This window comes from Streptomyces sp. NPDC056486 (assembly GCF_042795295.1).
Taxonomy (GTDB): Bacteria; Actinomycetota; Actinomycetes; order Streptomycetales; family Streptomycetaceae; genus Streptomyces.
Map to the genome: position 1 here is coordinate 1 of NZ_JBHTSF010000207.1, position 13,795 is coordinate 13,795.

The 13,795-nt window shown below is 70.7% G+C and carries 13 protein-coding genes; 8 read left to right on the forward strand and 5 right to left on the reverse strand.

Annotated elements, in window-relative coordinates; genetic code table 11:
- Window positions 1–45 precede the first annotated feature (45 nt).
- Both ACFQ7F_RS41470 and ACFQ7F_RS41475 read right to left on the reverse strand, forming a co-directional pair.
- Window positions 46–252 carry an acyl-CoA carboxylase subunit epsilon gene (locus ACFQ7F_RS41470; RefSeq protein ID WP_383283186.1) on the reverse strand — a complete coding sequence of 69 codons (207 nt, stop codon included), beginning with the start codon at window positions 250–252 and terminating at the stop codon, window positions 46–48.
- A 50-nt stretch (window positions 253–302) separates the two neighbouring features.
- A complete protein-coding gene (locus ACFQ7F_RS41475) occupies window positions 303–1,958 on the reverse strand; it encodes an acyl-CoA carboxylase subunit beta (RefSeq protein ID WP_383283189.1) in 1,656 nt (551 codons plus the stop codon).
- A 150-nt stretch (window positions 1,959–2,108) separates the two neighbouring features.
- Between ACFQ7F_RS41475 and ACFQ7F_RS41480 the strand changes: the two genes are divergently transcribed.
- The 5 genes from ACFQ7F_RS41480 to hutH all read left to right on the forward strand — a co-directional run bounded on the left by ACFQ7F_RS41480 (window position 2,109) and on the right by hutH (window position 8,228).
- Complete coding sequence (locus tag ACFQ7F_RS41480) at window positions 2,109–3,020, forward strand: biotin--[acetyl-CoA-carboxylase] ligase (protein WP_383283192.1); 912 nt, start codon at window positions 2,109–2,111, stop codon at window positions 3,018–3,020.
- Between the two features lie 242 nt (window positions 3,021–3,262).
- Window positions 3,263–4,447 (forward strand): adenylate/guanylate cyclase domain-containing protein, encoded by a 1,185-nt coding sequence (locus tag ACFQ7F_RS41485; protein ID WP_383283195.1) that lies wholly within the window; start codon window positions 3,263–3,265, stop codon window positions 4,445–4,447.
- 137 nt (window positions 4,448–4,584) lie between these two features.
- Complete coding sequence (locus ACFQ7F_RS41490; protein ID WP_383283198.1) at window positions 4,585–5,382, forward strand: enoyl-CoA hydratase/isomerase family protein; 798 nt, start codon at window positions 4,585–4,587, stop codon at window positions 5,380–5,382.
- A gap of 73 nt (window positions 5,383–5,455) precedes the next feature.
- Window positions 5,456–6,625, forward strand: a complete 1,170-nt coding sequence (locus ACFQ7F_RS41495) for a diguanylate cyclase domain-containing protein (RefSeq protein WP_383283202.1) — start codon at window positions 5,456–5,458, stop codon at window positions 6,623–6,625.
- A 64-nt stretch (window positions 6,626–6,689) separates the two neighbouring features.
- Entirely contained in the window at window positions 6,690–8,228 is a 1,539-nt protein-coding gene (gene hutH / locus ACFQ7F_RS41500) for a histidine ammonia-lyase (protein ID WP_383283222.1), read from the forward strand.
- Between the two features lie 84 nt (window positions 8,229–8,312).
- On the opposite strand, the gene ACFQ7F_RS41505 is transcribed toward hutH, so the two are convergent.
- Together ACFQ7F_RS41505 and ACFQ7F_RS41510 are read right to left on the reverse strand one after the other, a co-directional pair.
- On the reverse strand, window positions 8,313–9,095 hold the full coding sequence (locus tag ACFQ7F_RS41505; protein ID WP_383283205.1) for a PepSY domain-containing protein: 783 nt from the start codon (window positions 9,093–9,095) through the stop codon (window positions 8,313–8,315).
- A gap of 117 nt (window positions 9,096–9,212) precedes the next feature.
- Window positions 9,213–9,947, reverse strand: coding sequence for a TetR/AcrR family transcriptional regulator (locus tag ACFQ7F_RS41510; protein WP_383283208.1), 735 nt, complete (start codon window positions 9,945–9,947; stop codon window positions 9,213–9,215).
- A gap of 152 nt (window positions 9,948–10,099) precedes the next feature.
- Here ACFQ7F_RS41510 and entS point away from each other — a divergent pair, with 152 nt between their 5' ends.
- The gene (gene entS, locus ACFQ7F_RS41515) at window positions 10,100–11,368 is read left to right on the forward strand and encodes an enterobactin transporter EntS (RefSeq protein WP_383283211.1); all 1,269 of its coding nucleotides are present in this window, start codon (window positions 10,100–10,102) and stop codon (window positions 11,366–11,368) included.
- Between the two features lie 15 nt (window positions 11,369–11,383).
- Here entS and ACFQ7F_RS41520 read toward each other — a convergent pair whose 3' ends face one another.
- The gene (locus ACFQ7F_RS41520; RefSeq protein WP_383283214.1) at window positions 11,384–11,731 is read right to left on the reverse strand and encodes a hypothetical protein; all 348 of its coding nucleotides are present in this window, start codon (window positions 11,729–11,731) and stop codon (window positions 11,384–11,386) included.
- A gap of 110 nt (window positions 11,732–11,841) precedes the next feature.
- Here ACFQ7F_RS41520 and ACFQ7F_RS41525 point away from each other — a divergent pair, with 110 nt between their 5' ends.
- Window positions 11,842–12,207, forward strand: coding sequence for a hypothetical protein (locus ACFQ7F_RS41525; protein WP_383283217.1), 366 nt, complete (start codon window positions 11,842–11,844; stop codon window positions 12,205–12,207).
- 262 nt (window positions 12,208–12,469) lie between these two features.
- Window positions 12,470–13,729 carry an Ig-like domain-containing protein gene (locus ACFQ7F_RS41530; RefSeq protein WP_383283219.1) on the forward strand — a complete coding sequence of 420 codons (1,260 nt, stop codon included), beginning with the start codon at window positions 12,470–12,472 and terminating at the stop codon, window positions 13,727–13,729.
- The last annotated feature ends 66 nt before the right edge of the window (window positions 13,730–13,795 follow it).

Below are 13,795 nucleotides of genomic sequence, written 5' to 3' on the forward strand. Positions count from 1 at the left end.
GGCGCCTGAGTACGCGTACTCAGGCGCCCGGCACGTCCGACTCATCTACACGGGCCAGTACGTGCGGCCCCACGTCGTCGGTCCCGGTGCGGGCAGCCGGTGGCGGGCCACGCGCGCCGGGTCGGCCCAGGCGTCGAGCACCGCGGGCGCGCCGGACGGCTGGTTCGCGACCGCCGCGGCGCGCGCCTGGACCACCGCGAGTGCGGCGGCCAGCTCCTCCGGGGTGGGGTTGCCCCGTACGACCTTGATCATGAACGGACTCCTCGTTCTCCGCGCTGAAGCACGGTCTGGCTGAGGCACGTCTAGAGGGGGATGTTGCCGTGCTTCTTCGGGGGAAGGGATTCCCGCTTCGTACGCAGCTGACGCAGGCCCCGCACCAGATGGGCGCGGGTCTCCGACGGCATGACCACGGCGTCGATGTAACCGCGCTCGGCGGCCGTGTACGGGTTGAGCAGCCGGTCCTCGTACTCCTGGATGAGGCGGGCCCGGGTCGCCTCGACGTCGCCGGTGGCCTCGGCCGCCGCGATCGTCTTGCGGTGCAGGATGTTCACCGCGCCCTGCGCGCCCATCACCGCGATCTGCGCGGTCGGCCAGGCCAGGTTGATGTCGGCGCCCAGGTGCTTGGATCCCATGACGTCGTACGCGCCGCCGAACGCCTTGCGCGTGATGACGGTGATCAGCGGGACCGTCGCCTCGGCGTAGGCGTAGATCAGCTTCGCGCCGCGGCGGATGATGCCCGTGTGCTCCTGCTCGACGCCCGGCAGGAAGCCCGGCACGTCGACGAAGGTGATGACCGGGACGTTGAACGCGTCGCAGGTGCGGACGAAGCGGGCACCCTTCTCGGACGCGTCGATGTTCAGGCAACCGGCGAACTGCGTCGGCTGGTTGGCGACGATGCCCACCGGGCGGCCCTCGATCCGGCCGAAGCCGGTGAGGATGTTCGGCGCGAACAGCGGCTGCGTCTCGAAGAACTCGGCGTCGTCCAGAACGTGTTCGAGCACGCTGTGCATGTCGTACGGCTGGTTGGCGCTGTCCGGGATCAGCGTGTCGAGGGCGCGGTCCTCGTCCGTCAGCTCCAGGTCCGCGTCCTCGGGGAAGGCGGGCGGCTCGCTGAGGTTGTTGGAGGGCAGGTAGGAGAGGAGGGACTTGACGTACTCGATCGCGTCCTTCTCGTCGCCCGCCATGTGGTGCGCGACACCGGAGGTGCTGTTGTGGGTGCGGGCGCCTCCCAGCTCCTCGAAGCCGACGTCCTCGCCGGTGACCGTCTTGATGACGTCGGGCCCGGTGATGAACATGTGCGAGGTCTGGTCGACCATGACGGTGAAGTCGGTGATGGCGGGGGAGTAGACGGCCCCGCCCGCACACGGCCCGACGACGAGCGAGATCTGCGGAATGACGCCCGACGCGTGGGTGTTCCGGCGGAAGATCTCCCCGTACATCCCCAGGGCCATGACGCCCTCCTGGATGCGGGCGCCGCCGGAGTCGTTGATGCCGATGACCGGGCAGCCGGTCTTCAGAGCGAAGTCCATGACCTTGACGATCTTCTGGCCGTAGACCTCGCCGAGGGCGCCGCCGAAGACCGTGAAGTCCTGGGAGAAGACGGCCACGGGCCGGCCGTCGACGGTGCCGTAACCGGTGACGACCCCGTCGCCGTAGGGCCGGTTGGCCTCCAGGCCGAAGTCGGTCGAGCGGTGCTGGGCGAACTCGTCGAACTCGACGAAGGAGTTCTCGTCCAGGAGCAGATCGATGCGTTCGCGCGCCGTCAACTTGCCCTTGGCATGCTGCTTCTCGACCGCGCGAGCCGAACCGGCGTGCTTGGCCTCCTCGATGCGGCGCTGCAGATCAGCGAGTTTTCCCGCAGTCGTATGGATGTCGATACCCGCGGCACCCGCGTCGGTGGCGGTGGTATCGCTTGCGGCGCTTGGCACGGGCACGTTGGGCTCTTCCGGCTCGGACATAGGGATGCGGCTCCCTGCCTGCTCAAAGGGGCGACTGGCGGCTTGCGAAGTGGCTTGCGGCTGCTGGTGACTCGCTAGCTACTGACTCGTAGGGTAGCGGCGTGTATACGGTTCAGCAGTGCGGCGTTTACCACACCTAAGGTGGCTTGCATGACGCCGCGAGATGCTTCAGACGATCCTTCGGACACTCCTTCCGGTACGCCGTCGGGCGTTCCTGACGACAGCCGCTGGTCCGACCTCGACAGGCCGCCACTGAACGCCGCGTCGCTGCGGCGCGCGCTGGTGCGGGGCGAGGGGCTGTGGACCTCTCTGGACGTGGTGCCCGCGACAGGGTCGACCAACACGGATCTGGCCGCACGCGCCGACGAGCTGCCCGAGGGCGCGGTCCTCGTCGCCGAGGAGCAGAGCTCGGGGCGCGGCCGGCTCGACCGCCGCTGGTCGGCGCCCGCGCGCTCCGGTCTCTTCTTCTCCGTACTCCTGAAGCCGGGGCCCGCGGTGCCGGTGGAGCGGTGGGGGTGGCTGCCGCTGCTCACCGGGGTCGCCGTCGCCACGGGGCTCTCGCGGGCGGCCGGGGTGGACACGGCCCTCAAGTGGCCGAACGACCTCCTGGTGACGGTCGGCGGCGATGAGCGTAAGGCGGGCGGGATCCTCGCGGAGCGGGCCGGTTCGGTGGAGGGAGGGGGCGTGGTGGTCGGTATCGGCATCAACGTGACCCTGCGCCCGGACGAGCTGCCGGTGCCCACGGCGGGGTCCCTCGCGCTGGCCGGGGCGGCCACGACGGACCGGGACACGGTGCTGCGCGCGGTGCTGCGTTCTCTGGAGCAGTGGTACGGGGACTGGCGCGCGGTGGAGGGCGATCCAACGGCCTCCCGCCTCCAGGAGACGTACGCGGCGGGCTGCGCGACCCTCGGCCGCAAGGTCCGCGCGGAGCTGCCGGGTGATCGGTCGATCACGGGCGAGGCGGTGGCGGTGGACGGCGACGGCCGCCTGGTGCTTGCCACGGGGGACGGGGTGCAGGAGCCGGTGGGGGCGGGGGATGTGGTGCATCTGAGGGGGGTGTAGGAGGTGTGGGGGGTAATCGGGTGGGTGGTCGGGAAAGCTTGTTCGTCCAGGTGAGGATGCGGGGCAAACGGGCGGGTGGGCGAGAAAGGTGTGTTCGTGGGCGCGGTTACGGGCACCCACTGTCCAAGGCGCCCCCGCCATGAAAAAGGCGCCCCGCCAGGAAAGGCGTGAGCTGCGGCACACCTGCCGTAAAGTTGGCGCCGGTCGATACCTGACCGCGGCAGATCGGAAGGGCAGCAGGCGTGACCGTCGACGACACGGGCTCCGGGGCGGGCGATTCCGCTCCCGACGGCGAGTCCGGACGTACCGCTGGGTCCGTCGGGTCCGCCACCCATGCGTTCGACTCGATGGACTCCGGGGACGAGAAGCCCGGGGACCAGGAGAAGGACCCCCTCGCCCTGCGCCTCGAAGGGCTGATCCTCGGCGCGGACCGGCGCTACACCCCGTTCCAGGCGGCCCGCAGCGCGGGCGTGTCCATGGAGCTCGCCTCCCGTTTCTGGCGGGCCATGGGCTTTCCCGACATCGGCCAGGCCAAGGCCCTGACCGAGGCGGACGTGCTCGCGCTGCGCCGCCTCGCCGGTCTCGTCGAGGCGGGGCTGCTCAGCGAGGCGATGGCGGTACAGGTGGCCCGGTCGACCGGGCAGACCACCGCCCGCCTGGCCGAATGGCAGATCGACTCCTTCCTGGAGGGTCTGACGGAGCCGCCGGAGCCGGGCATGACCCGGACCGAAGTGACGTACCCGCTGATGGAGCTGCTCCTGCCCGAGCTGGAGGAGTTCCTCGTCTACGTCTGGCGGCGGCAGCTGGCCGCCGCGACCGGCCGTGTCGTACAGGCCGCGGACGACGAGGAGATGGTCGACCGGCGGCTCGCGGTCGGTTTCGCCGACCTTGTCGGCTTTACGCGGCTCACGCGGCGCATGGAGGAGGAAGAACTCGGCGAGCTCGTCGAGGCTTTCGAGACCACGGCCGCCGACCTGGTCGCCGCGAACGGCGGGCGGCTCATCAAGACGCTGGGCGACGAGGTTCTGTACGCCGCCGATGACGCGGGCGTGGCCGCGGAGATCGCGCTGCGTCTCATCGAGACCATGGCCAACGACGAGACGATGCCCGAGCTGCGCGTAGGCATCGCCTTCGGCACGGTCACGACGCGGATGGGCGACGTCTTCGGTACGACGGTGAACCTCGCGAGCCGCCTCACGTCGATAGCGCCTCGGGACGCGGTCCTGGTGGACGGCGCGCTCGCGGAGGAGCTGACGCGGACGGGGCAGGCGCCGGCCTCCGAGACCGAGGCGGCGGAGGCTGCCGAGCTGGCGGAGAAGGAGGGTTCGGAGTCGCCCTCCTACCGCTTCGCGCTGCAGCCGATGTGGCAGCGGCCTGTGCGAGGTCTTGGCGTCGTGGAGCCCTGGCTGCTTGCTCGGCGGGGCTGAGTTCTCTCTCTTGAAGCCGGACCTGAACCACCGCTTCGCGGTGGGATTTTCCCGCCCACCCACCCGATTGCCCCGCATCGGTGGCATGATCCGCAGGGTGGCCCGATAACGGGCGTTAACCAGACGTGGAGGAAGTCATGGGCGGCGAGCAGCGGTTCGGGGAATTCGTCAGCGTCAGGCGGCATGCCTACGTCGCCGAGCTCGTCCTTGACCGGCCCAAGGCCATGAACGCCGTGTCCACGGACATGGCCCGCTCCATCGGCGCCGCCTGCGACGCCCTCGCGCAGGACGGTGACGCCCGCGTCGTGGTCGTCACGTCCACCCATGAGCGGGCGTTCTGCGTCGGCGCCGATCTGAAGGAGCGCAATTCCTTCTCCGACGCCGAGTTGGTGCGCCAGCGGCCCACGGCGCGGGCCGCCTACACCGGCGTGCTCGAACTGCCCATGCCGACCGTCGCGGCCCTGCACGGCTTCGCGCTCGGCGGCGGGTTCGAGCTCGCGCTCGCCTGCGATCTCATCGTCGCCGACCCGACCGCCGTGGTCGGGCTCCCCGAGGTGTCGGTCGGCGTCATCCCGGGCGGCGGCGGTACGCAGCTGCTTCCGCGCCGGGTGGGTGCGGCGCGGGCCGCCGAGCTGATCTTCACCGCGCGGCGTGTGGAAGCGGCCGAGGCGCGGGAGTTGGGGCTCGTCGACCAGCTGGTGGGCGAGGGTGAGGACCGTACGGAAGCGCTCGCGCTCGCCGCACGGATCGCCGGCAACTCGCCCGTCGGACTGCGCGCCGCCAAGCGCGCCCTGCGGCTCGGTCACGGGCTCGATCTGCGCGCCGGTCTTGAGGTCGAGGACGCCGCCTGGCGCTCGGTGGCCTTCTCCGGTGACCGGGCGGAGGGCGTCGCCGCGTTCAACGAGAAGCGGAAGCCGAACTGGCCGGGGGAGTGACCTGAGCGCCCAGTCGGCACTCTGCGTAATGTTCCAATCGCCCAAAATGTCGTAAATCTCCTAGCCTAGGGAGATGGGAGAGGACGTTCGGCTGCGGGCCGTAGTCGTGCTGGCGCAGGGGATGGCTGCCGCGCACACTCCGCGTGAGTCCTGGCGGGCGGCTGCTCGCGGCGCGTGCCATGCCCTTTCCGGGAGTTTCGCGGCCCTGTCCGTCTGGGAGCGCGACCTCGGGCGGCTGCGGGTGCTCGTGAACGTGGGCGAACGCGCCGAGGGGGAGGAAGAGTTCCCGGAGCGCGAGGCGTATCCGGTGAACCAGTTCCCGGAGATCACCGAGTTCCTGCACGAGCGCTGGGCGGGCGGCGGCGAGCCGCACGCCTGGGTCGAGACGGCAGGGGGGCCCGCGGAGATCACGGCTCCGGGCTACTGCCACCAGCGCGTCGCGGCCCTGCGCAGGCGGGGTCGCGGCTGCTGCGTGGTCGCGCCGATCGTGCTGCACGGGCGGGCGTGGGGCGAGCTCTATGTGGCGCGCCCGGTCGGGGCGCCGGTCTTCGGCCGTGAGGACGCGGACTTCGCGACGGTGCTCGCCTCGGTGGTCGCGGCGGGTCTCGCGCAGACCGAACGTCTGCAGGAGGCCCGCCGTCTCGCCTTCACCGACGCGCTGACGGGCCTCGCCAACCGGCGCGCGGTGGATCTGCGGCTTGAGGAGGCGGTGGAGCGCCACCGCAGGGACGGGGTGGTGGTGAGCCTGGTCGTGTGCGACGTGAACGGCCTCAAGTGGGTCAACGACACCCAGGGCCACGCGGTCGGCGACCGGCTCCTCGAACGCTTCGGTTCGGTGCTCTCCCTGTGCGGGGCGATGCTGCCGGGGACCCTGTCCGCGCGGCTCGGCGGGGACGAGTTCTGCCTGCTCTCGGTGGGTCCTTCGGCCGACGAGGTGGTGCGGGTCGCGGACGAAGTCTGCGTACGGGCGGCCGAGTTGGAGCTGGGGGACGGTGTCGCGTGCGGGGTCGCCTCCACGGAGGACCCGATCGGCGAGGTCCGCTCGGCCCGCCGTCTGTTCCGTCTCGCGGACGCGGCCCAGTACCGGGCGAAGGCGGCGCGCGCGCTGAAGCCGGTGGTCGCGGGGCGTGAGGGCGCGGACGACCCGGTGGTGCGGCTCGCGAACTCGGAGGGCTCGCGCCCGGCGGGCGAGAGGCGCCGCTTCCGTGGCCGCGGGCCGGAGCCGCGGGGTGAGGAGCGGTAAGAGGCTCAGGTCGTCTTCGCCCGTGACACTTGGCGATTCAGTCCGTAGGCTGCTGAATATGGATATGCATACCGTGGTCCTGGGGACGTCAGGGACAACCGCAGCGGACGTCATCGCCGTCGCGCGCGGCAACGCCCGGATCGAGCTTTCGGCCGAAGCCGTGACCGCCCTCGCCGCATCGCGCGAGATCGTCGACGCCCTGGCGGCCAAGCCCGAGCCCGTCTACGGCGTGTCGACCGGCTTCGGCGCCCTCGCCACCCGGCACATCGGCCCGGACCTCCGCGCCCAGCTGCAGCGCAACATCGTCCGCTCGCACGCGGCGGGGATGGGCCCGCACGTGGAGCGCGAGGTGGTCCGCGCGCTGATGTTCCTGCGCCTGAAGACGGTCTGCTCCGGCCGCACCGGCGTACGTCCCGAGGTCGCCCAGACCATGGCCGACGTGCTCAACGCGGGCATCACGCCCGTCGTGCACGAGTACGGCTCCCTCGGCTGCTCGGGAGACCTCGCGCCGCTCAGCCACTGCGCCCTCACGCTCATGGGCGAGGGCGACGCGCAGGGCCCGGACGGCGAGCTGAAGCCCGCGGGCGAGCTGCTCGCCGCACACGGCATCACCCCCGTCGAGCTGCGCGAGAAGGAGGGCCTCGCCCTCCTGAACGGCACCGACGGCATGCTCGGCATGCTGGTCATGGCACTCGCCGACCTCGACGCCCTCTACAAGTCCGCCGACATCACCGCGGCCCTCACCCTCGAGGCGCTCCTCGGCACCGCCAAGGTCCTCGCCCCCGAGCTGCACGCCATCCGCCCGCACCCGGGCCAGGGGGCGTCCGCCGCCAACATGCTCGCGGTCCTCGCCGGTTCGGAACTGACAGGGCACCACCAGGACGACGCGCCGCGCGTGCAGGACGCGTACTCGGTGCGGTGCGCACCGCAGGTGGCGGGCGCGGGGCGCGACACTCTCGCCCACGCCCGCACGGTCGCCGAGCGCGAGCTCGCCGCCGCCGTCGACAACCCGGTGGTCCTGCCCGACGGCCGCGTCGAGTCGAACGGCAACTTCCACGGGGCGCCGGTCGCGTACGTCCTGGACTTCCTCGCGATCGCCGCTGCGGACCTCGGCTCGATCACGGAGCGCCGCACGGACAGGCTCCTTGACAAGAACCGCTCGCACGGGCTCCCCCCGTTCCTCGCGGACGACGCGGGCGTGGACTCGGGCCTGATGATCGCCCAGTACACGCAGGCGGCCCTCGTCAGCGAGATGAAGCGCCTCGCTGTCCCGGCGTCGGCCGACTCGATCCCGTCATCCGCGATGCAGGAGGACCACGTGTCGATGGGCTGGTCGGCGGCCCGCAAGCTCCGCACGGCGGTCGACAACCTGACCCGCATCGTCGCGATCGAGCTGTACGCGGCCACGCGCGCGGTCGAACTCCGCGAGGGCCTGATGCCCGCCCCGGCGACCCGGGCGGTCATCGAGGCGATCCGCAAGGCGGGTGTCGAGGGTCCGGGTCCGGACCGCTTCCTCGCCCCGGATCTGGCGGCGGCGGACGAGTTCGTACGCTCCGGCGCGCTCCTCGACGCGGTCGAGCCGGTGACGGGTCCGCTGGCCTAGCGGCGGCAGTTCGTCCGCGGATCGGTACGTCGCTGGGGGCGCCGTCAGTTGCTGACGGCGCCCCCAGCGCGTGGTGACGACGTGTCAGTCGCGGTCGACGTGCTCGTGGGTGATGTCGCCCTTGACCGCGTCGATCTCGAAGTCGGTCTTGTTCCAGTCCTTGGAGACGACGTCGACGGACCAGACGAGGGCGCCGCTGTCGTTGTCGTCCAGGCCGACGGAGGTGACCGTGCCCTTCGTCTTGTCCGTGGCGGTCTTGGCCGCCTGCTCCGGCGTCTGCTTGGCGCGGGAGATCCAGTCGGCCGTCTCCTTCTTGTCGCCGGCGTCCCGGTCGCGCTCGGGGGCGGACCCGATCACCTTGCCCGAGACGGCGTCGATGCGGACGGTGTGCGAGGCCCCGTCCTTCTCGGCCACCTCCGCGACCCACTGCGGCCCGGAGGCACCGGCGCTCGGGCTGGGACTGGGGCTCGCGCTCGCGTCGTCATCGTCGCCGTCATCGTCCTTGACGTCGTCCGCGCTCTTCAGGTCGAGGTCGGTCAGCTTGCCGCCCTTGACCTCGTCCACCGCGGTGGCGGCGGCCTTGTCGTAGGTGACCTTGGTGGCGCCGAGCAGTTCCTTGCGCTCCGACTGGTCCTGGGTGAGCGACGCGCTTCCCGAGGGACTGTTCGACGGGGTCGGGCTGGCCGCCCCCTCCGGGACGGTCTTCGCCGCCTCCGACGTCGCCTCGGCAGCAGTCTTGTCGCTGCTGTCATCGCCGCAGCCTGTCACCAGTGCCGCTGAGGCCACGAGGGCGCACACGGCGCCGACGAGACGGAGCTGACGGGCGCGCGGGGCGCCGCTCTTCCTGCGCAGGGGTTCGGTTCTCATACCGGCATGCCTAGCCATCCGCCTGCCCGCCCATGTTGTCCGACGCCCAGGGTCACCCGATCGACCACGCGGCACGGGGCAGGCACCGGACAGGCAGCAGCACCAGCACCGGCGCCCTCACCGTGCCCGGCCTGTGAGTCCTCCCACCAGTACGTCCATCGCGAACTCGAAGAGGGCGTCCGGCGATTCGGCGGCCAGCTCCTGGCTCGCCCGGCGCAGATGGGGCAGCTCGTCCCCGGAGCCGGACCTCAGCCATGGGGGTGGGACCTGCTCCAGGTCGGCGGGGTCGAGATCCGGGGGCGGACGGTCGTACGCGCGGTCCTGCAGCTCCACGAAACCGGCGACGAGCCGGATGGCCTCCATGCACGCCAGATAGGCGTCGCGCAGGGGCAGGCCGACCTCGGCGAAGAAGCCGATGAGCCCGTCGACGTTCCGCAGCATGGCCGGATGGCGGGCCATGGTGATGTTCTCGCTCAGTGCGAGGGTGGTCATGCCCGGGTGGCGCCGGTAGTGGGCGCGCAGATCCCGCAGGTACCTCCGGAGGGAGTCCTGCCACTGTTCCGTGTCGAGCGCCGGAGGCTGCCACCGGGCCTCGAAGACTTCGGCGGCCACGGAGATCAGATCCCGCCGGTCCTCCACGTAGTTGTAGAGGGCCCGGGGCGAGACGCCAAGATCGTTCGCGAGTGAGCGCATGGTCAGCTCGGCCGCCCCACGACTGCCGAGGAACTCCAGTGCCGCCTGGCCCACGCCCGCACGGGTGAGGGTGGCGCGGCCCTTGCGGTGGGTGGGGCGCTGCCTGGTCCGGGGGGCGGCGGCGGGCGCGGGGTCGGTGTCCGGAGTCTCGCTGTGCATCGCCACTGACGGTACCGGTCGCCTGCGGCGGTGCCGCAGTGCGCCACCTTGAACTTCACACCCGTTGACTTTAAGCAGGCACCCCGTCAGAGTGATCCAAGTAAGGCTGCCCTCACCTGCCCTCACCTGACCTCCGCCCCCTGGAGCCGCTCGTGCCCCGCCTGTCCGGCATCGCCATGGACGTCACCCCCCTCCGCGACAACCGCGACTTCCGTCTCCTCTACGCGGGCTTCCTCGGCGCCCTCGTCGGCACCCTGATGACCAGCGTCGCGGTGGCCGTGCAGGTCTACGACCTCACCGGCTCGCCCCTGCAGATCGGCCTCGTCAGCCTCGCCCGCGCCCTGCCCCTGGTCATCGGCGTACTCGTAGGAGGCGTACTGGCCGACCGCCGCGACCGTCGGACGCTGATGCTCGTGACCCGCCTGCCCCTGACGCTCGTGGCGGCGGGCCTCATGGTCAACGCCCTCGTGCCGCACCCCCAGCTGTGGGTGATCTACACGGCGACCGGCCTCACCGGCCTCCTCGCGGGTCTCGGCGGTCCGGCGATGATGGCGGCGATCCCGGCCCTCGTGGGCACCGAACGCCTGGCGGCGGCGGGCGCGTTGACGGCCGCGTCGACCCAGCTTGCCGCCCTCGTCGGCCCCGCCGTCGGCGGCGTACTCATCGCGGGGCCGGGCCTCGCCGCCTGCTACGCGGTGGACGCCGCCGGGTTCCTGGTCTTCTCCGTGGCGCTGCTCTTCGTGCGCCCCTTGCCCCCGGCGAAGGCCGCCGCGGGCAAGGGGGTCCGCCAGGCCTTCGCGGCCGTGGCGGACGGGGTCCGCTTCGTGCGGGGGCACCGGCTCATCGTCGGGCTGCTCATCGTCGACGCCGCCGCGATGGTCTTCACGATGCCGCAGGCGCTGTACCCGGTCCTCGCGGACGAGCAGTTCGGCGGCGGTCCCTCAGTGGTGGGCCTGCTCTACGCCGCCCCCGCGCTGGGTGCGCTCGTCGGCGCGGCCACCAGCGGCTGGACGGCGCGCGCGGGCGGGCACGCACTCATCGGGGCGGTGTTCGTCTGGGGTCTTTCACTGACGGGCTTCGGCCTGACGTCCTGGCTGCCCCTCGCTCTGGCCCTCCTGGCCCTGGCCGGACTGGGTGACCTGATATCCGAGACGCTCCGCTCGGCCCTGCTTCAGCACGGCACCCCCGACGAACTGCGCGGCAGGGTGAGCAGCCTCTGGATGGTCCAGGCGACGGTGTCCCCGGCCCTGGGCAACGCGGCGGTCGGCTTCCTGGCCGAACTGACCAGTGCGAGAGCGGCCGTGACGGCGGGCGGCCTTGTGTGCGTGACGGCGACGCTGCTTGTGGCAGCGGCCTTCCCTGCACTGCGGACGGCGAGGCTCGGCTCGCAGCCCAGTGAGCCGGCCCCCGCCCGTCAGTAGGCCGGATCCTGCCCGTCAGTAGGCCGGATCCTGTCGCTCCCGTCGTATCGAATACGCCACGAACCCTGCCCCGAGGCCCAGGAACGCCGTCCCGCCGATCAGGTACGGCGTGGTGTCGACGCCGTCGCCCGTGTCCGCGAGGCGGGCGCGGGCCTCTGCGGGGGCAGGGGCAGGGGCAGGGGCAGCGGCCGTGCGGACCGATGACGGCGTCGCCCGGTGCTGTTCGGTGTGGACGACCTGCTGGGAGTCAGGGGCCGTCGGGGATCTGAACGTTGCCGTCGCATTCGCGGAGGGAACGAACCACAGGGCCCCGAGCAGGGCCCCGGCAGCAGTGGCGGTCAGCAACGATCGACGTGCGGACACGGAATCGGATCCCCCTTGTGGCGCTGGCGAATTGGCCGTGTGGGGCGATGGTAATGAAAGGCGCGGGTCGTGGGAAAGTCGCGGGGGCCCCGGGTCGTACGCTCCGACTCATGAGCACACCTGAGACATCACGTTTTGTACGGCTCCGCGTCGAATTGGTGGTCGAGGTAGACGACTCCGGCGATCTGGCCGCTTCCGCCCTTCGCCGCATCGCGGAGGACGAGCACATGCCGGCCGAGGAGCGTCTGCATGCCGAGACGGCCGTCAAGGAGGACGACGCGGAGGCCCTCGCCTATCTGGTTGATCCGTTCGACCTGGTCAGCCAGCTGCCGGGAGTTGAACTCTCGCAGGCTTCCTGGAGCAGCGAGCAGATCGACTACGACCCCGATTCGCCGGACTGGGAGAGCGGCGAGGATGATGAGGACGACGGGGACACGGATGCGGGCACGGATGGTGCCGGTGGCCGGGGGTTGTAGGGCGTAGACGGAAAGTAGTTCGTCCGGCGGACGAATACCGGACGAAAAAAACGGAACCCGTAGCCCCGGACGGCAACCGCCGCCCGGGGTTCCGTCGTCTCAGTGGTGCACGGATGTCACCGGCGCATCGCATGACGTGGTGTTCCCCACATCTTCGGCGGAAGTGGAACGGGACGAACCGGGCAGGACGTTATGCGGGACTGCGGGGACTCTCGGCGTTCTTGGCGTGTTGGGGAATTCAGCAACGATGGAGAAGCGTGTGATGACGGACAGTAGGCGGCAGCGCGGACGGCGCAAGGGTCTCGCGGCCGTTTCCGCTCTGGTCGGCGGCGTCCTGGTGCTCTCGGCCTGCAGCAGTGACGACGGCGACAAGAACAGTGCCGGCGGCAAGGAATCGCAGAACCAGGTCGACGAAGCAGCCGCCAAGAAGACGTCCGAGGCCGACATCAAGATCGCGCCCAAGGACGGCTCCGACAACGCGGGCATCAACAACGCGGCCAAGGTCAAGGTGAGCAAGGGTTCACTGACGGACGTCACCATGACGACCGAGGACGGCACCGCGGTCGAGGGGCAGATAGCTGCCGACAAGAAGAGCTGGAAGCCCAGCGGGCAGCTCGAGCGCGCCACGACGTACAAGATCACCGCCACCGCCAAGGACTCCGACGGCCGCAAGGCCCACGAGAACTCCAAGTTCACGACGGTCTCGCCGGACAACAGCTTCATCGGTAACTTCACGCCCGAGGACGGTTCCACGGTCGGCGTGGGCATGCCGGTGTCGATCAACTTCGACAAGGCGATCTCGAACAAGAAGGACGTCCAGTCCCACATCAAGGTGTCGTCGAGCAGCGGTCAGGAAGTCGTCGGCCACTGGTTCGGCAACAATCGCATCGACTTCCGCCCCGAGGACTACTGGAAGGGCAACTCCACGGTCACCCTGAAGCTGGCCCTTGACGGCGTCGAGGGCGCGGACGGTGTCACCGGCGTGCAGGAGAAGACGGTCCAGTTCAAGATCGGCCGCAACCAGGTCTCCGTCGTCGACGCCAAGACGAAGCAGATGAAGATCATGCGGGACGACAAGGTCATCAAGACCATCCCGATCTCCGCGGGCTCCCCGGAGAACAAGACGTACGAAGGCAAGATGGTGATCTCCGAGAAGTTCAAGGAGACCCGGATGGACGGCGCCACGGTCGGCTTCACGGACGGCGACGGCAAGGGCGAGTACGACATCAAGGACGTGCCGCACGCCATGCGCCTGTCCCAGTCGGGCACGTTCATCCACGGCAACTACTGGGGCGCCAAGTCCATCTTCGGCGGCGCCAACACCAGCCACGGCTGTGTCGGTCTGCAGGACGCCAAGGGTGCGGGCGACAAGAGCACCCCGGGCGCCTGGTTCTACGACAACTCGATGATCGGTGACGTCGTGGACGTCCGGAACACCGGCGACAAGACGGTCCAGCCCGACAACGGCTTCAACGGCTGGGTCATGGACTGGGCGCAGTGGAAGGCCGGTTCGGCCGTCTGAGCCGACTCAAGGACTTCCGGCTCGACGCGCGCGAAGGCGGCCCGCATCCCTCACGTGGGATGCGGG